This is a genomic window from Chroococcidiopsis sp. [FACHB-1243], assembly GCF_014696895.1.
Classification (GTDB): Bacteria; Cyanobacteriota; Cyanobacteriia; order Cyanobacteriales; family Chroococcidiopsidaceae; genus Chroococcidiopsis.
Genome location: NZ_JACJQX010000028.1, coordinates 81164 through 101846, shown reverse-complemented (window position 1 = coordinate 101846; position 20683 = coordinate 81164). Strand labels below are relative to the sequence as shown.

The 20683-nt window shown below is 44.7% G+C and carries 22 protein-coding genes; 6 read left to right on the top strand and 16 right to left on the bottom strand.

Annotated elements, in window-relative coordinates:
• Positions 1-226: 226 nt before the first annotated feature.
• From H6G17_RS20795 to H6G17_RS20780, 4 genes are all read right to left on the bottom strand, one after another.
• On the bottom strand, positions 227-940 hold the full coding sequence (locus H6G17_RS20795; protein WP_192160415.1) for a J domain-containing protein: 714 nt from the start codon (positions 938-940) through the stop codon (positions 227-229).
• A gap of 15 nt (positions 941-955) precedes the next feature.
• Complete coding sequence (gene cysK, locus H6G17_RS20790) at positions 956-1918, bottom strand: cysteine synthase A (protein ID WP_192160413.1); 963 nt, start codon at positions 1916-1918, stop codon at positions 956-958.
• A gap of 83 nt (positions 1919-2001) precedes the next feature.
• Positions 2002-2439 (bottom strand): Rrf2 family transcriptional regulator, encoded by a 438-nt coding sequence (locus H6G17_RS20785; RefSeq protein WP_192160411.1) that lies wholly within the window; start codon positions 2437-2439, stop codon positions 2002-2004.
• 249 nt (positions 2440-2688) lie between these two features.
• A complete protein-coding gene (locus H6G17_RS20780) occupies positions 2689-4500 on the bottom strand; it encodes an iron uptake porin (RefSeq protein WP_015157487.1) in 1812 nt (603 codons plus the stop codon).
• A 705-nt stretch (positions 4501-5205) separates the two neighbouring features.
• On the opposite strand from H6G17_RS20780, the gene H6G17_RS20775 reads away from it, so the two are divergent.
• On the top strand, positions 5206-6057 hold the full coding sequence (locus tag H6G17_RS20775) for a universal stress protein (RefSeq protein ID WP_192160409.1): 852 nt from the start codon (positions 5206-5208) through the stop codon (positions 6055-6057).
• A gap of 139 nt (positions 6058-6196) precedes the next feature.
• Here the strand turns inward: H6G17_RS20775 and psbM are convergent, their stop codons facing one another.
• The 6 genes from psbM to H6G17_RS20745 form a co-directional block, all read right to left on the bottom strand.
• A complete protein-coding gene (psbM, locus tag H6G17_RS20770; protein ID WP_015157485.1) occupies positions 6197-6310 on the bottom strand; it encodes a photosystem II reaction center protein PsbM in 114 nt (37 codons plus the stop codon).
• Positions 6311-6494: 184 nt separating this feature from the next.
• Positions 6495-6794: a 2Fe-2S iron-sulfur cluster-binding protein gene (locus tag H6G17_RS20765; RefSeq protein WP_192160407.1), complete on the bottom strand. Its 300-nt coding sequence runs from the start codon at positions 6792-6794 to the stop codon at positions 6495-6497.
• A gap of 130 nt (positions 6795-6924) precedes the next feature.
• Positions 6925-8007 (bottom strand): PrsW family glutamic-type intramembrane protease, encoded by a 1083-nt coding sequence (locus H6G17_RS20760; protein ID WP_192160405.1) that lies wholly within the window; start codon positions 8005-8007, stop codon positions 6925-6927.
• Positions 8008-8013: 6 nt separating this feature from the next.
• Positions 8014-8937 (bottom strand): class I SAM-dependent methyltransferase, encoded by a 924-nt coding sequence (locus tag H6G17_RS20755; protein ID WP_192160403.1) that lies wholly within the window; start codon positions 8935-8937, stop codon positions 8014-8016.
• A 195-nt stretch (positions 8938-9132) separates the two neighbouring features.
• Positions 9133-9567 (bottom strand): large conductance mechanosensitive channel protein MscL, encoded by a 435-nt coding sequence (mscL, locus tag H6G17_RS20750; RefSeq protein ID WP_106544316.1) that lies wholly within the window; start codon positions 9565-9567, stop codon positions 9133-9135.
• Between the two features lie 117 nt (positions 9568-9684).
• Positions 9685-10269 carry a DNA-3-methyladenine glycosylase gene (locus H6G17_RS20745; protein ID WP_192160401.1) on the bottom strand — a complete coding sequence of 195 codons (585 nt, stop codon included), beginning with the start codon at positions 10267-10269 and terminating at the stop codon, positions 9685-9687.
• A 145-nt stretch (positions 10270-10414) separates the two neighbouring features.
• On the opposite strand from H6G17_RS20745, the gene H6G17_RS34215 reads away from it, so the two are divergent.
• Positions 10415-10537, top strand: a complete 123-nt coding sequence (locus tag H6G17_RS34215; RefSeq protein ID WP_015157479.1) for a hypothetical protein — start codon at positions 10415-10417, stop codon at positions 10535-10537.
• A gap of 221 nt (positions 10538-10758) precedes the next feature.
• Positions 10759-12489, top strand: coding sequence for an MBL fold metallo-hydrolase (locus H6G17_RS20740; RefSeq protein WP_192160399.1), 1731 nt, complete (start codon positions 10759-10761; stop codon positions 12487-12489).
• 43 nt (positions 12490-12532) lie between these two features.
• Here the strand turns inward: H6G17_RS20740 and H6G17_RS20735 are convergent, their stop codons facing one another.
• The 6 genes from H6G17_RS20735 to H6G17_RS20710 all read right to left on the bottom strand — a co-directional run bounded on the left by H6G17_RS20735 (position 12533) and on the right by H6G17_RS20710 (position 19069).
• Complete coding sequence (locus H6G17_RS20735; protein ID WP_015157477.1) at positions 12533-12844, bottom strand: DUF6679 family protein; 312 nt, start codon at positions 12842-12844, stop codon at positions 12533-12535.
• 672 nt (positions 12845-13516) lie between these two features.
• A complete protein-coding gene (locus H6G17_RS20730; RefSeq protein WP_192160397.1) occupies positions 13517-14695 on the bottom strand; it encodes a glycosyltransferase in 1179 nt (392 codons plus the stop codon).
• Between the two features lie 530 nt (positions 14696-15225).
• Positions 15226-16032 carry a Nif3-like dinuclear metal center hexameric protein gene (locus tag H6G17_RS20725; protein ID WP_192160437.1) on the bottom strand — a complete coding sequence of 269 codons (807 nt, stop codon included), beginning with the start codon at positions 16030-16032 and terminating at the stop codon, positions 15226-15228.
• A gap of 149 nt (positions 16033-16181) precedes the next feature.
• Positions 16182-16595: a secondary thiamine-phosphate synthase enzyme YjbQ gene (locus H6G17_RS20720; protein WP_192160431.1), complete on the bottom strand. Its 414-nt coding sequence runs from the start codon at positions 16593-16595 to the stop codon at positions 16182-16184.
• 32 nt (positions 16596-16627) lie between these two features.
• A complete protein-coding gene (locus H6G17_RS20715; RefSeq protein WP_192160395.1) occupies positions 16628-17719 on the bottom strand; it encodes a glycosyl transferase in 1092 nt (363 codons plus the stop codon).
• Between the two features lie 129 nt (positions 17720-17848).
• Positions 17849-19069 carry an aminotransferase class V-fold PLP-dependent enzyme gene (locus H6G17_RS20710; RefSeq protein WP_192160393.1) on the bottom strand — a complete coding sequence of 407 codons (1221 nt, stop codon included), beginning with the start codon at positions 19067-19069 and terminating at the stop codon, positions 17849-17851.
• 174 nt (positions 19070-19243) lie between these two features.
• On the opposite strand from H6G17_RS20710, the gene H6G17_RS20705 reads away from it, so the two are divergent.
• The 3 genes from H6G17_RS20705 to H6G17_RS32775 all read left to right on the top strand — a co-directional run bounded on the left by H6G17_RS20705 (position 19244) and on the right by H6G17_RS32775 (position 20591).
• Positions 19244-19654: a VOC family protein gene (locus H6G17_RS20705; RefSeq protein WP_192160391.1), complete on the top strand. Its 411-nt coding sequence runs from the start codon at positions 19244-19246 to the stop codon at positions 19652-19654.
• A gap of 67 nt (positions 19655-19721) precedes the next feature.
• Positions 19722-20129 (top strand): hypothetical protein, encoded by a 408-nt coding sequence (locus tag H6G17_RS32780; protein WP_199316883.1) that lies wholly within the window; start codon positions 19722-19724, stop codon positions 20127-20129.
• A 66-nt stretch (positions 20130-20195) separates the two neighbouring features.
• The gene (locus H6G17_RS32775; protein WP_199316882.1) at positions 20196-20591 is read left to right on the top strand and encodes an AraC family transcriptional regulator; all 396 of its coding nucleotides are present in this window, start codon (positions 20196-20198) and stop codon (positions 20589-20591) included.
• Positions 20592-20683 lie beyond the last annotated feature (92 nt).

The window sequence follows — 20683 nt, the reverse complement described above, 5'->3', positions numbered from 1 at the left end:
CACTCTGACTCCATCCCGAACTCAGGTGTGAAACGCGACTGCGGCGACGATACTCTGGGGGTCGCCCCACGGCACAATAGCTCCGCGCCAGGTTCATTTTTATATTATACAAAGCCCTCTTTTCGTATAGATAAAGGGGGCTTTATTTTTTTAATCTTTTTTGTCAAGTTCTTAAGTCTATCTATCATGTGTCAACTTGAGGAAAACTTCAATATGACTTGACTTCTTAAGCAATCGCCTCTACTAATTTTTGTGCCTCGCAGTGCAATCCGTGGGCAATCCGAAACATTTCTTGCCCGACGTGCAAATAACGTTCATCGTAGTTAAGCGGAAAGTAGGCTAATTCATCTAATCCATCCGCTACTTGATTAATACAGTAATAAAGATGCGCTGCTGCTTTGCCCATGCTGGGGGGATTTGGTATTGAACGAAATGTCTTTTGAGCTTGTTTCAGCCAGTCCTTACAATTGACTATGTAAGCCTGAAACTTGTCCAAAAGTTCGTCATCAAACGGATCGGCAGATAATTCTTCGATTTGTTGTTCTAAAGAGTTTAGGATTCGACATAGCGATCGATTGACAGGTTGATAAACTTGTTGCATCCATATTTCTATTTGCTCGTCAGCATCTCTACCACTGGGACGATTTTGGTAGGAAGAGCGAGTATTTGGGCGTTGGGACGATCGCGGTTGTGTGGTAGTTGAATAAGGCGATCGCTTTGGCGCACCTGCTCCTAATTGGCGATCGTACTGCCGACGACTTTGAACGTCGCTCAACACTTCATAAGCAGCGTTAATCTGAATAATCCGATCGCGATCGCCTGTCTTAGGATTTGTGTCGGGATGAAATTGCTTCACCAAGTGGCGATAGGCAGATTTGATCTCCGCTTGGGTGGCATTAGGTTGAATTTGTAGGGTTTCGTAGTGATTTGAGTGAACCATTCAATCACTTTAGCGTTAACTAACCGTAGCGGGTAGTCTCGGCTCAAGATCTTGAAACAATGGCGTACTCAAGTAGCGTTCGCCAAAGCTGGGCTGAATCATCACAATTAGCTTGTCTTTATTTTCTGGACGCTGAGCTACCCGAACTGCCGCAGCCAGAGCCGATCCAGAAGAAATCCCCGATAGCAACCCTTCTTCCTTTGCCAAACGCCTACCGTAGGCAATAGATTCCTCATCGGTTACAGTAATGATTTCATCAATCAAGTCTACTTTCAGGACTTGCGGTACGAATCCAGCTCCAATTCCTTGAATTTTGTGGGGTCCTGGACGACCTCCCGATAGTACGGGACTGTTAGCTGGTTCGACTGCGATCGCTTCAAACTTGGGTTTTCTGGCTTTAATAACTTCCGATACTCCAGTAATTGTTCCACCAGTGCCAACACCAGCAACTAAAATATCCACCTGACCATCTGTATCTTGCCAAATTTCTTCAGCCGTTGTCTCCTTGTGAATTTTGGGGTTAGCAGGGTTGCGGAATTGCTGCAACATGTAAGCATTCGGCGTTGATTCCACAATTTCTTGTGCCCGCCGAATTGCACCACTCATCCCTTCGATACCTGCCGTTAGTTCTAACTCTGCTCCATAAGCCCGCAGCATAGCTCGACGTTCGGCACTCATAGTTTCCGGCATCGTCAAAATTAACTGATATCCTTTTGCTGCTGCTGCCATTGCCAGAGCAATACCCGTGTTACCAGAAGTTGGTTCGACTAAAATCGTTTTGCCAGGGGTAATCAATCCCTCCTGTTCGGCAGCATTAATCATGCTGATGCCAATTCGGTCTTTAACCGAAGCGGCAGGGTTCATGCTTTCCAGTTTTACAACGATTTGGGCAACACAGCCTTCAGCTTGCGGAATACGATTCAACTGTACTAGAGGAGTACGACCGATGAGTTCTGTAATATTTTGGGCAATACGCATAGTTTATCCTTCGTCAGTTGTCATTTATCATTCGCGAGCAGCAATAGTAATTCCACTACTCACTACTCATTACTCACTGGCAATCAGATATAGTACATAATATCGAGTTGTCGTCTGGCAGCTATCTGTTCGCAAAGATTTTGTAAGGTATGCTGCTGCAAGACCATATTTGCCGCTTGTCGAGCTTCATGCCAAATCTCATACACGACAGCAGTTTCTAACGTTCTAGGCTTACTTTCTTCTTCAGTAGCTCTTGCTTCTATACCTTCTAGGCAGACCAAAACCTCTAGCAAAGTAATTTTCCAAGGTTCTCGCGCTAGGATATAACCTCCCTTGGCTCCCCGTTGGCTTTTGACTATACCACCGCGTCTTAAGGTTGCTAGTAGTTGCTCTAAGTAGCGGTCTGGAATGTTTTGTTGAGCTGCTATTTGCCGAATTTGCAAGGGTTCACCACTTTGGTAGCGAGCTGCTAGCTCTGAGAGGGCAAGCAGAGCATATTCTGATTTACACGACAGTTCCACAAGCTAGTTCCAAGAAGTTGAAGGATATTTTAATTTTTAGTCTTAACTTCTCTATTATACCCCGGTTCTCCACTGGGGTTTGATAGATTTGTGATTTGTCACTTGTTATTTGTCAAGGGGTTCATCAAATGACAAAAGACAGATGACGAATGACCAACAAAAAACCCCGCTGCGATCGCGGGGTATGATGATTGAGAAAACGACTGATTCTAGAACTAAGAGTCACTCAAATTAGTCGGTCACCAAAACTTAGAAGTTGAATGTCGTGCGAAGCGTACCGATGATTGCATCTTCATCGCTGCCAGTTTGACCAACTCGGTTGAGCCAAATCACACCAGGAGTGACGGAAATATTATCGGTAAGTTGGTAGCGGTAGAAGCCTTCAACGTGGAGTCCATATTCATTACTGAAATCTCTGACACCAGGAGCATCTAGAGATGTTAATGTTGGTTGCACGCCAGCAAAAATACCTAACAAGTTACCTTCTTTACCCAGGTCAGAGAAAGCTACACCGCCACCAAATGACCAGATATCACCATTACCACGACCAATAAGAGTAGCATTGGTGTAAGATCCGAAGCCGCTGATCGAGATGGTGTCGCTTAATCTGAAAGAACCAGAAAGACCGTAGGAATTAGAAGAGATTGGCACAGTATCAGCACCTACAGCCGCACCCAAAAGCCTAGATGGATTGTTTGCCTCTAGCGTCCCAACAACACCAGTACTACCGGCGTAATTAAAGATATCGGAGTTTTCATCGTCATCTGGATTGAGGTTGCCGAGAGAAGCTCCGGTGTTGTATGCATTAACATAAGTTGCTGCAAGGGCAATGCGATCGCCAAAGTTGAAGTTCAACTGTCCTAGTGCGGCATAATCACCGTTAAACAAGCCAGCCCCTTGACCTGGATCTTGAGCATTTCTAGCAAAATAGCCAGCTGTGATACTAGGTTTAAAACCACTAGCTTCACCAAAAGGAGCGATGTTAATACCCAAACCTGCCCCACCACCAATCCGATAGATCGGGTTTTCGGAAGCGAAGGTAGATATTGCCCCACGACCGCCATCAAAGTCTTCAAAGAAGGGGTTGTTGGTAGGAGCGTAGTCGGCGTGAACGCCTCCCGCTGCGGCTAGATAAGCTCTGGAGTTTTCGCCAATTGGGAGTTTAAAGTCGTAGGCTGCCCAGTCTACCACAACATCATTACCATTGTCGGCTGGGTTGAAAGTGAGAGTGTTTTGGTAAGTATCTTCACCCACATCTAAGCGAGTCGCATTACCAGCTGATAAACGAGTGTGGAGGATATCGCTACCGGTGAAACTGGTTTGGAAATCCAATCGCACCCGATCTTGGAACACTGTATTAGCGTCGGTGTCTCCGCCAAAAGCATCGCTGACAGCAGCGACCACTTCACCCACGAGTTTAGTGGTAGTCGAGAACTGATTCGCTTCGAGTTCTGCAACGTTAGCTTCTAGGCTGTCTACCCGTCCGCGTAGAGTTGCTAGTTCCGCAGAGAATTCTTCTTGCAATCTTTGCAGGGTAGCTAAGTCTTCCTTGCGAACTTGATCGGCTGTGCCAGCTGCAATTAATTCGTTAACGCGATCGAGAGCAGCGTTCAAACCTGCGGCAAACTCATAACGAGTCATGGCACGGTTACCTCGAAACGTGCCATCGGGATAACCTGCAATTACGCCATAGCGTTCTACCAAAGATTGCAAGGCTTGGAATGCCCAGTCTGTAGGCTGTACGTCTGATAGCTGAGAGACTGAGGTTACCTGCGCGATGTTGTTGCGATCGCCTCGACCTTCATTACCATAACGGTTGATTTCGGAAATTGTATTGTCAGTTTCAGGGGCAGCAGGCACTTGTTGTGCGATTAGCGTTCCCTGTGGTTTTGTAACGCCACTATTGACAATACTTGTCTCTTTGGCTTCAATAGCAGCATTAAGTTCTGAAACTGCTGGAGCGCTGCTTGGTGTAGCAGCGATTGCCGACGTTGAAACTGCGAGTGCGGCAGTCAGCCACGCTGGGCTGAGAATAACGGTTTTCCACAATAACCTAGACATATTCCTTTTTTCCCTCACACCTTTAATCAATCTATATACTCAACTGTTACCTTCGTCTTGCGATCGCAGTACAGCTAGTTTACTAGTATCTGTAGATTAAGATACTTCATATTTAGTTTAACTCCGTTCTCGAATAGTGCAATACTCAATCTAAAAAAAGATTAATAAAATCAAAAAAATATTATCTCACTCCAATCTCAATTCAAGCTTCAGCAAAATTTGCTACACAGCTCTACACTCTGGCTGAGTGACAGTTTGAATAGTGTCACTCAAAAGTTTACTTTCCAATTGCTTTGAACTAAGCCTAGCCAGGGCGATGATTGTTGTACGAACTACGTGAAAGTATTGTCATTATTGTTCAGTCTAAGCACAAAGTTGAAGCGATCTTCACGCTCCTGCTGCTCCGGAAGAAATAACAGTTGAAGCGATCGGATTTTGAGATTTTCTCACCCTCGATCTTAACAAATTTTAAAATACTTTTTTCTATGTAATATATAAGCCAACTTAAATAATAGTTTATCTATCTTTAAAGAAGATAACAAATTGTCAAACTTATTGCAGCAGCATGACCATTATGCTTAAGAATAATAATGAGAGATGATGGCTTGCTAAGCTGCTTGAGCTAACTGAAAAAAAGCAAATTCTAACCCACTCATCCACTAACCAAGCATAAAAACTAGACGCATTCACTATCGGGTTAAATCAATGATTGAAAAAATTTTGCTTGCTGTCTCAGGACTGGGACACGCAGAAGAAATGCTCAAGAATTTGAAAGAGATTCCATCGATCGGACAGGCAAAAGTTACTGTTTTACATGTAGTTCCTTCCCAAGCAACTTCTGCTGGAATGACAACCAAGCTAGAGGAAGGTGACAAAATTATCGCAAATGCTGTGGAGTATTTAGGGTTAGATCCCAGCCGAACTATTACTATGCTGCGACAGGGAGAACCCAAAGACGTAGTGTGTCAAGTAGCAGATGAGGTTGATGCTGACTTAATTATTATGGGTTCGCGAGGACTCAAGCGGTTGCAAGCAATTTTATCTAACTCTGTCAGTCAATACGTATTTCAGTTATCCTCGCGTCCTATGTTGCTGGTGAAGGATGACATTTACGTAAAAAAAATCAACCGCATCATGGTAGCTTATGACAGTTCCGATGCGGCAAAACAATGCTTGCAGTTAGCACTATTTTTGCTGAGGGATATTAAAGGCAGTCAGCTAGTCTTAGCATATGTGAATAAAAATTTGAGCGGAAAACAAGGAGAAGTTGCTCTAGCAGCAGCAGAAAAAGATCCAGTTTTGGCTGGGGCGATCGCTGAAGCGAAAAAGCAAGGAGTGCAAACCCGCTGCGTTACTAGTATGGGCAAGCCAGGCGAAGAAATTTGCCGCTTAGCTGAAGATATGTCTGTAGACTTACTAATGCTGGGTTCACCCGATCGCCGTCCTTCCGTGGCTAAAAGTTTTGTTGACATCGATCGCTTAATCGGCTCATCGCTATCAGATTACGTTCGTGTCAATGCTACATGTCCCGTGCTGTTAGCGCGGACGGTTGGTTGAAGAGCAAGAAGAGAAAGTCGCAAAGCAAGACAAGTCAAAATTCAATCCTACACCCCGTGAACTAATAACTAAAAACCTCTGTAGAAAGAACTACAGAGGTTTTGTTTTTGATTCAAAGCAATTGACAAAACAGTGATGATTAATCTTTTTTTCCTTCGCGGCTAGCGGTTTGGATGTAAAGAATGATTAAAAATACAGATGGAACTAGCACGAATAAGATGCTTGCTACAAAGCCTAAATCGTTTACTTGCATCGCCAGAAAGCCTCTTTTATACGGGGGTTTGACTCTTTCAGGATATCATCAATGCGTGACACAGAGGGAGGGGCGAGTCAGCGACCAGTTGTCAGTTATCAGTTATCAGTGGTGCGTGGCTAGTGACTGGTGGCTAGTGTTATTCTCTCCCTCTGCTCCCCTGCTCCTCTGCTCGATCGCTCCCTCATTTCGGCTTAGTGACAACGCTAACTGGTCCGTTGACTAAAGTTTGACAAGCAAGACGATAGTTAGCTGGCTTTTTCTTCAGTTTTTTGTTTTCAACTGGAGTGCGGGGTGAGAGATTTTCTACACCTTCAACAATCTCTACGATACAAGTACCGCATTGACCATAGCCGCCGCAGTTCATCATTTTGCCCCAAGTCGTATAGAGATCGATACCATTTTCTAGAGCTTTGATGCGGAGGTTTGCCCCATTAGCGGCGATCGCCTCCCGATTTTCTTGCACAAATTTGATGTTAGCCATAGCTGCTCTCTTTACCTGGGTTTCTGTCTCTCCGCCCTGCATCATAATACTTTGCTGAAACAAAAATTATACGTCTTGTTAATTATGTTAAATGATTGCGAAGTTTTATAAATGATTTTTCTAAAGAGTATCATGACAAATTGCGACGGCTAGCAGCAAACCTCAAGTAGCGATAAATTCCCCAGGCGATCGCTCCAGGAATCGAATCGAGTGCCGAGCGACTCGCGATAAACCAGAAAATATCTGGTTCGAGTAGCTGAACGGGATGTAAAGGGCTAAGAGTTCTGACAAGCAGAAAAAAGCCAAAAATTGCATTACCACCGAGCATTAGGGCAAACGCAACCAAACCTCTTTGCCAGTGGCGATGCATAGCTGTCATGCCAGAAATAAGGATAATTGATGGCTGATGCTGCACCTGTCGCCACCAGCTTTCCATGCGCCAAAAGAGCCAGAGCAAAAATGGAAATAGTAAGTAGCTCAAAAGATTTATTGGTGGATTGTAGCGCCAAGCACTAGAAAATATATTAACTAGGGCGTGGCAGATAATAGCGTTTATTAGGAAGTAGTGCGTGGTGTGGTGGTAATTGGTAATTGGTAGTTGGTCGTTGCTCCCCTGCCCCTCTGCTTCTCTGCTTCTCTGCTCCCAGCTCGTCCCAGCTCGTCCCTGCTCTCTTGCTAGGGCATAGCCAAAAGCTGCTGAGAACATAGCATGAATGGGAGTACCGATCGCGCGCTCGAATACAGTTGCTACACCATTGGATAAATAAACCCAGCTTTCTTGAGCAGTGAACCCTAGAGCGATCGCGATCGTCTCTATAAAGATAGAGAGAGCAGGCGATCGCCCGTTACCTCTACGCCCTACTAAGCAGCGAAATGCAACGACTCCAGCTAACTTACATCCTTCTTCAATTGGGGCAACGAACACCAACTGGCGTACAGCTACACCAGCTAGAGTACGAGTAAATCTTTGCCAACCTTCCCACTGGTTGATGATATGCTCGAATATCCACTCTAGACCCAGAGCAATACCGCCAAAAATTGCGCCCCAACCGAAGCACAGTAGTAATAGAAACAGGGGAGGTGGTGCAGTTGCCCGACGATAGTAATAAATCAGCAGCAATAGTGGCGGAATAACTGCCCAAATGAATTCGGAATTCGGAATTCGGAATTCGGAATTAAATACATTCCACTCTGCCCGCGCACCACGCACCACGCACCACTAATCCTTCACCTGAGCCAGAATCGTTCGGTGGCGGGGGCTGTTGCAGGTGATAGTAGGTGGATGGAAACCTGCTGCTACGATTGCTTGAGTCATATCCAAAGTGAAATATTCGTCTAGATATGGCTCTGTACTTTTGAGTAGTGTCAAGATGTAGGGTGGCATCTGGGCATAGATTTCTGACTGGGGATTCATGTCCATAATTGCCAAATATCCGCCCGGACGCAATAACCGCTGCATCTCCTGCAATATCTGCCGTGTGGCTGACTGAGGCAATTCGTGACAGACAAGAAAAATCGAAACGAGATCGTAATTTGCCTCTGGTAGTCCTGTTGCTTCTGCGGCAGCATGTACCCATTCGATTTCGCTCTGGTTTTGCTGCTGCGATCGCTGATGAGCAACAGCAAGAAAATAGGGTGATAAATCTAAACCAGTAATTTTTGCTTGAGGATAGAGTGCTTTTAGAGCAAATGTACTCATACCCACGCTACAGCCTACATCAAGAATTGCTTGTGGGCTGTGAGGAAGTTGGCTTGTGACGATTTCATGATAGCTCTGACGAAGTTTAGCATCGCCAGCCGCGCCTGCATCAGACCAAATTCCTGCATGAACGGCACGCGCAGCGACTTCTACCTCAAAAGCTGCATCCCAACTGAGATTGCCTTGTTCGTAAGCGTGGAAAGAGCAGCAATAATACTCGGGATACTGCAATTGAGGATTGTATACCTGTTGCCAGTGGCTTTCCCATTCTTGAGAGCGTAATTCTCGGACTGTTTTTGTCCAGGGTACGCCGATTTTCTCTGCTCGTTTCACCATCATTTGCCGTGCTTGATGCTTAGCTAAGTTAGCTAGAGGCTGAATTGCCAGCACGGTGTTTACCAAGCGGGAACCTAGTCCCGTAGCAGTATTTGCAGCAACGGTCATGAGTAAGAGTTAAAACAATTTGTTTTCTTATAAACATTTCTGGTTGGCTAAAAGCCAACTGACGTTTTGTGTTGACTAAAAGCCAACAGGCATTTCTGGTTGGCTAAAAGCCAAGCAATACTGCAATTTTACAAGCTTTGGAACTTATGAGATAGGGGCGCGATCGCACCTATGTTTATCTTGCTCAACTCGGAATTAACCCAGGTTCCGAGTCTCAATTGTGGTCGTCAGGCGATCTAATGCTCCTGTCAATCTCTCTTGGGCAATAACAGCAGGATCGGGTGGTGCAGCTTCAGCAGCTTCTGGACTGCGGAAAAATCGGCGCTGGGCTTTTTCAAAGGCACGGATGATTAAGAAAAGGCAAAAGGCAATGACTACAAAGTTGAGAACAGCTGCTAGAAATACACCGTATTTGATGCCGTTGACCGATAAATTTTGTAAATCTTGAACGTTAGCAGCCTGCAATGCCGGATTGAGAATTACGGGCGTAATAATATCTTCTACGAAAGAGGTAACGATCTTGCCAAATGCGCCACCGATAACAACTGCAACTGCCAAGTCAATGACGTTGCCGCGCATGATAAATTTGCGAAAATCTGCCCAAAAACCGCCGCCGTTACTACGTGCCATAAATTTGTCAATCCCCTTTTATATAGAGATTTGATGTTTAGATGAGGATTATACAAGCTTTTTGGGTTTTTGCTCAAATGCGATCGCGATAATTGTCACAAATGCTACATATCATAGTTAAACTTTAGACACAGCCGGACAACCCTGCACGTACCACCGCCAAGGTAGATCTACACCTCGAGATAGTCCGATCCGCGTTGTCTGGACGATCGCAATTTCTTGCTGACGTTGTTCGAGCCATAGCGGTTGTTCTGGTTGTAATATAGTTCCGTTTAAGCCGCGATCGATCTGCAAAACACGACATAGTTTACCTGGTCCAGCCGCTAGACGGTGCAAGTTTTCTTTACTGCCGATTTCCCAGCCACTAGGCAAGCACTCCAGTTGTAAAGCGCGAATGAGTACGGCACTAGGAATTCCTTCGCAGTCCGTGACGATATTCAGGCAGTGGTACATGCCATAGATTTGATACACGTATGCTCTCCCTGCCATGCCAAATACAACTTGATTGCGCGGGGTGACACGCCGATAGGCATGAAAAGCTGGGTCTCTAGGGGCATAAGCTTCTGTTTCGACGATCGCTCCCCTGAGAATTTGTCCAGACGGCAATTGCCTAACTAAAGTGCAGCCAAGTAATGCTGGTGCAACTTCAGTAGATGGACGGGTTAGGGTAGAAGGTTCTAAAATCTGATGGAAGAGAGTCAATTTACCAGCAATTATTTATTTACAATTGAACGGATGAAGGCTGTTAGCGATCGCCCGATCGCGCTCTGCTAATATCCCCAGGGTAGAAGTCTCTCGACTTCAAATCGTTGTGCTTGTCGAAATTAAAGAGAGGAATAATCAAGAAATGGATATCAAACTTGTCTTAGTAGGATTAACGGTTGTATTTACTGTTTGTTGCCTATTTTTTGGCACGAAAAACGGATTTTACGATTCAGACAACTACCACGGTAACGGCTCCGCCCATTAACAGTGACCAGTGACCAGTGACCAGTTATTAGTGAAGAGTTGTTAGTTGTGAGTGCGTGGGGTCTAATTGCGCATTATGAATTGAATTGCCCCCCGATCTTTCCCTAACCTGTCGCTTCTATTCGCTGCTCGCTTCATTCATGACCTAATTATCCTACAATTCATCGTTTCATATTTATCGCTGCGCTCCAACAGCGGCATTAGGTTCGAGTGGAGGGGAAGATGAGCGATCGCATGTCAACATCCTCTATGCCTGTAGGGGAAGCAAATTCAGAACTAGAATGCTTTCCCTATGGTGTGAAGCATGGGGATGAAGGTGTCTGTTTGATGGTCAAGATGGGACCGTACCGCATTCTGCTCGATTGCGGATTGACGGACATTTCTGTTTTACAATCGGGACTAGAACAGCCTAAATCTCATGGTTTACTTGTCGCTACCAACTTGCCAGTAGACCTAGTTCTATGCAGTCATGCTCATCCCGATCATGCTAAAGGTTTACTATCCCTGCATCGTGCCTTTCCGCAACTGCCAATTTATGCCAGCGAAGCAACAACTCGTCTGCTACCGCTGAATTGGTTAGATGAGGATGGAAAGATAGCGCAATTTTGTCAAGCGCTACCTTGGCGATCGCCTGTGGAATTTCAGGATGGATTGACGGCTGAATTATACCCTGCCGGACACTTACCAGGGGCAGCAGCCATTCTCCTTACCTACACGACTGGACGGCGCACTTATACAGTGTTTTACACGGGGGACTTTTTCTTATCTAACTCTCGCCTGGTGGAAGGTTTACCTTTAGAAGAGTTACGCGGTTTAGAACCAGATGTATTAATTATCGAAGGAACCTACGGCACGGCACGTCATCCGCACCGTCGCAATCAAGAAAATCAACTGGCTGAAAGAATTAATCGGGCGATCGCCAGTTCGTATTCTGTCCTTTTGCCTACATCGACTCTAGGTCTAGGGCAGGAAATTCTCATGCTGTTGCGCAGCCATCACAACTTTACCGGGCGCAACCTCGATATTTGGGTTGATGGCAGTGTGGCTCAGGGCTGCGATGCCTATTTAGAATTACTACCACATTTCCCCACAGCAGTACAAAACTTTGCCAAACATCAATCTTTATTTTGGGATGAAAAGGTACGCCCGCGAGTCCGCCGCCTACCACTCGAACAGCGAGGAATTGTCGGTCAATCGCCCTGTATTGCGATCGCGGATAATGTTACCGATTTAAGTCAATACTGCCAACCCAACACGGGACCCTGGTTAGTTCTTCTACCTGAAAATCCTGGTCATCCTAACGAGTTTCAACCCTCACTCCTGACTCCTCAACGCCAGGTGCTTCAAGTCGGGAAACCCGCTCAGCGCACTGGCTCCTCCTCACCCCTAGTAGAGGTAGAAACCTACTTGCTAGCACAGCATAGCGATGGTCCTGGCACGACTCAGCTCATTCACAACCTGCGACCGAAGCACGTTATTTTCGTTCATGGCGCGCCAACTTATCTAGCAGACCTAGCTAGTCTGGAAGAATTACGCAACCGCTACCATTTACATTCTCCAGCCGTTGGCACGCTTGTCGATTTACCCATCGGCGATGTTTTCGTTCAACCAGCTGCTCCAGAAACGAATTATGAAGGAGAACTTAACGAATTAGGCACTGTCGTAACTATTACCTTGCCTGATGCCATTACTGCCGATCCTCGCTGGCGCAATTTTGCCGATACAGGCTTAGTGGAAGCTCGCTGGCAAGGTGAAGACCTAGTTTTGCGGGGCTTGTCGCCCCGCGAGTTGATGAATCAAAATGGCGATCGCTTAGCCTGGACGGATTTGAGCTGCTGCGCTACCTGCAAGTTCCAGCGCGGACAGCGCTGTTGGAATCCAGAGTCGCCCTTATTTGGCTTCAAGGTTACACCGGATGGCTACTGCCCTGCCTACGAACGCCAAGACGAATAAAACAAGTAAAGGCGTTTAAGATAACGCCTTTACTTATTAGAACTTATTCAGGATTAGAATCAGTAAAGCGATTGCGAATGCGCTCTGCTTCGGGGCAGTCGTCAGAAACTAAGGGTTCAGCATTGCCTCGCGGTACAGAAGCTAGCTTCTGAGTCACTGCACCAATGCTTTCTAGGCGAACCATCTCCTCCCAAGAACAGATTTCGTCCTCTTCTTCAGTTTCATATCTGAGAGTGACTAAATCGCCTTCGATATCGATGATGCGGGCTTTCTCGATCCAGCGTTGCTGATCCCGCAAGAAGATACATACTTCACGCCCATCGCAACACAGTTGATAAATCTTGCGGTGTAGCATTTATTGCTTCTACCTTTCTCAACGTCGTTATACCTGTGGACTGTTGGGCTAAACCCTACTACATAATACCCAGTTTGAGCTACTTAACTTTACTCCAATTTGGCAATTATATGTTTGTGTTCCAATTTTTGCTTGTATTTCAGTTTCATATTATATTTCGACCGCCAGCTATTGATTGAAACTACTACTGAGTCTAGCGGACACAAAGAAGCTTATTAGAAACTTCATCTGTCATTAGCAGCGTTTCGCTTATCCTCGCACTCCGACCGATATTAGTGGCTATCGACCGCGCTATATGCATTGAGCAACTTGGAAACTTTTGTACCACCTTTACGCTAGACGTTTACTTAAACAAATTATGCCTTTCCCTCTGCCTCCTCGGCTTGAGTGGCATCTCTCTAAGCGTCAGTTCGAGAAAACTCAACTTTATCAGCTCAATCTATTTTAATCAATTTTAACTCATTCTTTAGCATCTCATCAGCTTGAATAGAGAAAAATCAGGGTTTTCTATAAATCTTCCTCGCTCTTTTGCGCCATTTGACTGGTCATTTGCATTTGTCATTTGTCATTTATCATTGGTGAGTGGCTGGTGACTAGTGGTTAAACTCAATTCTTGTCATCAGCCACTAGTCACCGATCGCTGATTCAAGCAACTGGAATCTGCGTTCTTTCTTACTTGTGAATCCGGTCTGAGTAATGAGACGATCTCTCCTCGCTATTTTTTCGGGTCAATATTCTCTCAACTAAATTCTGTAGATGAGCTTTCCGAGCCATCATTGCTGGCGTACTATTGAGTCCGACTGTAGCTAAAATTGTTTCCCAACGGTAAACCCAATCGTGTTTTAAGAGTGAGTTGATGACATTATCAGTACGTATTTTTTGCAAGCGATCGGGCTGGGAGTCAAGCGCGGCAAGAATTTCAGCTATATTAGGAGCATCGTAAGAAACTTTAATGACTGCATCCTCCCAGTCAAAATTTCGAGTAAAGGATTCGCATTCAGGGGGAACTCCTAGCATGACTGTTCCTGCTGCTGCACCTTCAAAAAAGCGTGCGCCTACTTCTTGTCGATCGCCAGTTGCATTTGCATCGTCAATCTTTGCTCGATTAGCAATAAAATAACGACTCTTTTTTAAAATATTTTTATATAAACTTCGATGAGATATACGATCGGCTGTGTATAGATCTTTGATAGTTTCATAGATATAAAAAAAATTAACTCTTTCAGACAAATCCAATAAAGCTTGATGCGTGACTTGCGAGCGGCGACCAACACTATAAAGATCGACACTACGCTCTCTATTAAGCGGATAAGGACAGAACTTAATTGCATCAATCCCAAATGGAATGTATTTACAAGGGCGCTGAATTATTTCAGAGACTCCCTCGATACTTTGGCTAAAATTCATGAAAATATAGTCAACTTCTTGCAAGAAACTCAGCTGGACTTTCCATTTCTCAATATCTTTTGCCCAAATTTCATCGAGCCAAACTACTACCTTAAGACATTTGCTTCGCCAATTCTTAATTGAATTTATTGTAAGAATGTCTAGAGGAGACTGGCAGATGACAAAAAATAGTTCGTACTCTTTATCCAGATTAAATTGCTTGAATAATGGATTAATTAGCTTGCTACTACCAATAGCTTGAGCCATAGTATTAGCAATTCTATTAGTCACTTTGAACAAGTCGGGATTAAAAACTGGTGTAAGTATATCGGCTGAGTCAAATTCACAAATCAAATCTTCTAGTTCGTATAAATAACAGCGAGCAACATGAAACTTTATCTTTCGCAAAGATAGTAATAAAATTCGAGCGTTTTTCTTAGCATCGAGATTGAAGACTACTGACATATAGCTCACCCCTACTCGAATATTTAAATTGATAGTTTAGTTTTGCAATAGCTACTGCTATGCCACAGCAAAATTCTTCGCTTGTCTATGCAAGCGATCGCATTTATGCAACTAGTGAATTTATCCGGTTGAGTCTGCCGGAATACTACAACAGCTCCTACCAAACTTCCGCAAATTAGTCATGACAAATTATTTTGATATTGTGTAGCAATTTGTTGACAATCAATGCGGTAAACTGATTTAAAAAAATCAAATATTGCTATAAGTACTTAAACTTAAAGCGGCAAAGTTAGTAGAAACAGTGTATGTATGTAAGATGCTGCTGACGAAAATTAGTAAGAATTGTTTGCGGAAGTTGCTTAAACTCTTACTGTCTTGATAAACGTATTGTTTTATACTTTTTAGGTTACTGGCTCGATTGAGGAAAAAATGTAAAATAGACTACAAATTTTTTAAATAGATGTAAAAATGTATAACAATTCTGGCTGTGACTTACGTAAGATCGCGGAGGCGTTTCTGCTTAGTGGCTGCTAGCCTTTGTAAAAAAGCCGAAAATCTTCGTCTTGCTGACTTAGTTGCGCCCATTCCACTTCAGCAGTTTGAAGCTTTGTCACCAATCGGTCGCAAGCTGGACGTTCGGTAGCGTAGTGTCCGGCATCAATCAGAATTAAACCGCGATCGCGACTTTCTTGAAATTGATGAAACTTGCAATCGGAAGTTAAATAAGCCTGCGCCCCAGTTTTTACCACATCTGAAATAAAACTAGCACCAGACCCACCTAAAACAGCCACTCGCTCGATTGGTTTTTGTAAATCTACTGTTGGGGAGAAAATCAGATCGGGAGGGTTCAGTGCTGTTTGAATTTGTTGTAACAATTCTTGCAAAGTTCGGGAAGGGTTAATCTCTCCCACGCGACCGTAGCCTAGTTCTGGCTGTGTCGGTACGATTGGCGTGACTTGCTTGAGTTGTAATAATTGCGCTAGTACGTCAGCAGTACCGTCTGCTACTTGGTCAAAGTTAGTATGAGCTGTATAAACGCCGATATGGTGACGAAAAGCTAGGCGCGTCATGTCCGCGATCGCATTTCCACGACACAAAGATTTCAGTGGACTGAAAATCAGGGGATGATGGGCAAAAATGAGATTAACTGGGATACCCGATTTTTGTAATGCGATCGCCTCTTGCATCACTGCTAGAGTTGGTGTCAAGCATACCAGTACCCTTGCAGGTTGCTCTAATACTCCTGGTTCAATCTGCCAACCAGAATTATCCCAACTTTCTTGCCAAGCAGGATTAGCCCAATTTTCAAACCAATTTATTAAATCTGAGATTTTCATTTTGGATGGTAGTTGGTAGTTGGTAATGGGTAATGGGTAATTGGTGGTTGCCTGAAGCTCACCTGTCACCTGCCCACCTGCTCACCTGTCCCTCTGCCCCTGAAGCTCCCCTGCTCCCAGCTCGTCCCTGCTCCCTGCTCCCTGCTCCCTTATTCAGAAATATGAACGACGAGTTCTCTAATATGACTGCGCTGACGGTGTTCCCAAATGTAAATTCCCTGCCAGGTTCCTAATAATAATTGTCCTCTAGAAATGGGAATTTGTTCGGAAGTGTGAGTTAGGGCTGTACGAATGTGGGCGGGCATATCATCTGCACCTTCAGCATTGTGGATGTAATTCGCTGATTCTGGTACGAGTTTTGCCATGAAGTTTGCTAAATCTTGCAGTACATCAGGATCGGCATTTTCTTGGATTACTAAACTTGCAGAAGTATGGCGTAAAAATAAATTGCAAAGTCCAGTTTCTACACCGGATTGAGCAACAATTGCTTCAACTTTAGCAGTGATGTTAATAAAAGATTTACCAGCGGTAGAAAGTCTGAGAATATGTTGATGCATGGTCAGTTATCAGTTATCAATTATCAGTTAATTCCGACTTACGACTTACGACTTACGACTTCAAGCACGGCTTGGGCGATCGCTTCGTTGCCGTCTTTTGCTATAGATTGAGCTTGTTGAGGCGGTTGAGGCGGTTGGTGGAGAAATTCCCAGTGACTTTGAAAAAATTCTTCTGTGTTGAGAATTTGATGGTAAGAGTAATTCGCAATTCCATCAACTAAAAATTTAGCTTCGGCAAAGTCTTCACGAGTCAGGGTAACTATAGGAATTCCCACGCCAACTGCTTCAGCAAAAGTACCGTAACCTGGTTTAGAAATAACTCTGCCACAGAGGGGCATAAAATCAACTGGACGTAACTTTTGGTCAGTAATTTTGATTAAATTTGGTAAGTTTGGAGCTGTAACATCAAAAGTAAGGAACTGCCAATCGGGGAAAAGTTGAAGGTTTTTAAACGGAATTTGTTGTAGACCTAAACCGCCAAAAGTGAGTAAAATAGTCTTCTCGATTGGGGTACTGACACCCCAATTAGATCGTAGCGTGTCGATCGCATGGCGGGGCGAACCACCAGTTAAACCGACATCGGTAATCTTGGGAAAAGCACTCATGGGTTCGTGGAAAGGCAACCGAAATAGGCGATCGCATTGTGCGTAATGCTTGCCCATCCAATCGGCAAATTCCACAAATTCACCTCCCCAGTCGCGATAAATGAAGTCCCATCCAAAGTTACTACTCATATAACAGGGAATACCTGCGGTATGGGCTATCGCTACTGCCAAAGGAGGGATATCGGCAAGGATCAGATTGACGCGATTTTGACGGATAAAGTTAACTTCTGAGGCAATTATCGAGCGTTCTTGTTTACGGATTTGCTGTAGCTTTTCTAACGTGGCAACTTTGTCCATCGTTAAGCTATCCGACTGGATTACACCTAAATCGAAGGCGCGGGGACGATAAATAAAGTCTCCTTCTATGTAAGATTCCAGTAACCAATGGGGTGCTGTTGTCACCATGATGAGTAAAATATCGGGACACAACTGCTGGATCTTCGCTGCAAGAGAGGCGGTGCGGGTCGCATGTCCGAATCCGTGGTTGGTAATGGCTATGTATATTGTGGGTCTAGATTTTTCCATACGAAGTTATAGATGTTTATTGTCACGCAAAGACGCAGAGGCGCAAAGGGTGCTTAGCGTCTTCGCGCGGACACTTTGCTCAACGGGGGATACCCCCGCACGCAAGTGTCCTTGTCTTTGCGCGACATTTTAGCTTTGCTGGCAAAATCTCTCAATCCCTTCAATGAGGCGATCGATCTCGGAGGGGAGGGTATAGTAATGGACGCAAGCCCTGACGCAGCTTGGATCGACGAGGGTGCGTGTCATCAGGCGTTGTGATTCGAGAAATTGGACGAGTTTTGCATGAAGGGAAGCTCGATCTTTGAGTTGAAATGAGACAAGTCCGGCTTGGGGTGGGGCGTGACGCAGGCAAATAATATCTGATAATTCGTTCAGACGTTGCCAGAGATATTGGCTGAGTTGGCAAATTTGTTGATAGCGTGACTCGGCGGTTCCCCATTGCTGGTGGGTGGCGATCGCGGCTTTCAATCCGGCATACTGTGGAAAGGCTGATGTGGCGACTTCATACCTTCTGCCGTCTGGTTGCCATGCTTGGGGCTGTCCCGTACTATCCATAACTATACTCCGCCAGCCGATGAAGGTAGGCTGTAAGGGAGGGCAGTTATCCGTGCCAAGAAGTGCTTCTGGACGGACGTATAAACCACCAACTCCGGCGGGTCCGCACATCCATTTATGACCCGTGAAGGCGTAGAAATCTGCCCCTAGTTGAGTCAAATTTAAGGGTAACAAGCCGACAGATTGCGCTGCATCGACTAGAATTTGTACGGGGCGATCGCCTTGATGTTGTCTGCATACTTCTACTATTTTGTCAACTGGCAAGACTTGACCCGTATTCCAGAGGATGTGACTGATGACAACTAGGCGGGTGCGGGGTGTGAGGTGTTGGGCGATGACTGCGGCTGGATCTCCTTGGTTCAGCGTCGCCATGAGGGGACAGGTGGAAACTTCTACGCCGAATCGTCGAGCAATTTCTTGGGTAGTGGCGATGACTCCTGGGTGTTCGCAGTCTGAGAGTAAGATATGGTCTTTTGCTTGCCAGTCAATTCCCCACAGGGCAATGTTACAGCCTACGGTTACGTCTTCGGTGAGGGTAATTGTTTCGGGTGGGGCGTTTAGTTCAGTGGCAATTGCCTGTCTGGTTTTCTCGGTTTCTTGAGTAATCCAAACGTTAACTTGAGAGGAGAAGGGACCGTTAAGTTGAATGTATTCGTGGGCAGCAATAATTGCGTCTATGGCTGTTTGGGGCATTGGTCCCTGCCCCCCATAGTTAAAATAAGATTTATTTGCCAGGGCGGGGAATTGCTGGCGATGTTGTTCGGTTCGGGTTTGTGCCGCAGAGATGCTCGTCATGGTGTAGCAAGCGGGGAAAAACGCCATTCGCTCACTCTAGCATTATCTTTATCCTGTTGCTGTGGTAGGAGAGGCGCGATCGCTTGGGATATCAGGAAGAAATGGTTAAGTACATCAAAGTGCTGGGGCGATCGTAATATAATACATTTGTTCTAGTACATGCGAGAGGCTTGTATGACTCTAGGAACGATGAACCACCTCTGCCTCACAGTCAAAAGTTTAGAACAATCCGAACCTTTTTACGATGCGATTCTAGGCTTTATGGGCTACCAGCAGGTAGAAAAAAACGATATCTATATTATGTGGTGGTTGCAGGATGCTGGAGCAATTGAAATTACTGTTGCTAATCCAGATTCGCCTAACAAATTTCACGATCGCTACTCTCCTGGATTCCACCATCTGGCGTTTAATGCCGATTGTCGGGAGCAAGTAGATAACTTATACAAATTAGTTCAAGAAATGGGCGCGACAGTCCTCGATCCTCCCGCAGAATATCAATACTCACCTGGTTACTACGCCGTTTTCTTTGCCGATCCTGATGGGCTAAAATTGGAGTTAGTTCATATGCCAAATTTGCCTGAGTAGGTGCGATTGTTTTATCCAAAAGGATGAGGCGAATGAAGTGAGAAATTAAGAGAATGGCAAAGGGAAAATGAGCCGAGAAAACACAACCAAGAGTAAACGTTTTCTAGAGATTGTACCGCATTCGCCCATTCTATCTAGCCAAGTAACTGGGTTAGACCTTATTCGTGTCGAACATCATTATCAACCTGCAAAAGGATTCTCTGAATGCTGTCTTCCTCAGCATCTAATTAGCATTCATCTTGGACACCCAATTCAACTAGAGCGAACAGCAGAGGGACAATGTATTAGCGAACGTCTGATACAAGGTGACATCATGATTACGCCGCCTTATCTGTATCGCAAATTAGCTTGGGATCGTGATGCTGACTTCCTGTTACTTCGTCTTGACAGTAAGCTTTTCATATCTGCTTTTTATGAATCAGCAAATATTGAAATTATCCCACAGTTCAAACTTCACGATCCACTCATTCAATAAATTGGTTTAGCACTCAGATCGGAATTAGAATTAGAGGGATTGAGCGATCGCCTCTATGCAGAATCAATGGCAAATGCATTAGCAGTGCATCTTTTAAAACATTACTCAGTACGGAAATATAAAGTTCGCAATTGCGCTGGTGGTTTATCTAAATTAAAAATCAAACAGGTGATTGATTACATTCACGACAACTTGGAGCAAAATCTGACCTTAGTAGAGATAGCTGCTGTCATTCAAATAAGTCCCTATCACTTTGCTCGTTTATTTAAACAATCTATAGGAATTACACCCCACCAGTACGTAATTAGCAAACGAATTGAGAAAGCAAAACAATTGCTAGAAGAACACAACTCGATTGTTCTTGTTGCAGAGAAGGTGGGATTTCAAAGCCAAAGTCACTTTACAAAGATGTTTCGCAAATATACAGGGATAACTCCCCAAGCTTATAAAAAATTGCTATAAATCCAGCAAGATTGTTACAACTTTAGCAAGAATGCGTGAGACAAGACGATAAAAAAACTTTACTATAACTGGCAAGTTAGTGTAGCATTAAT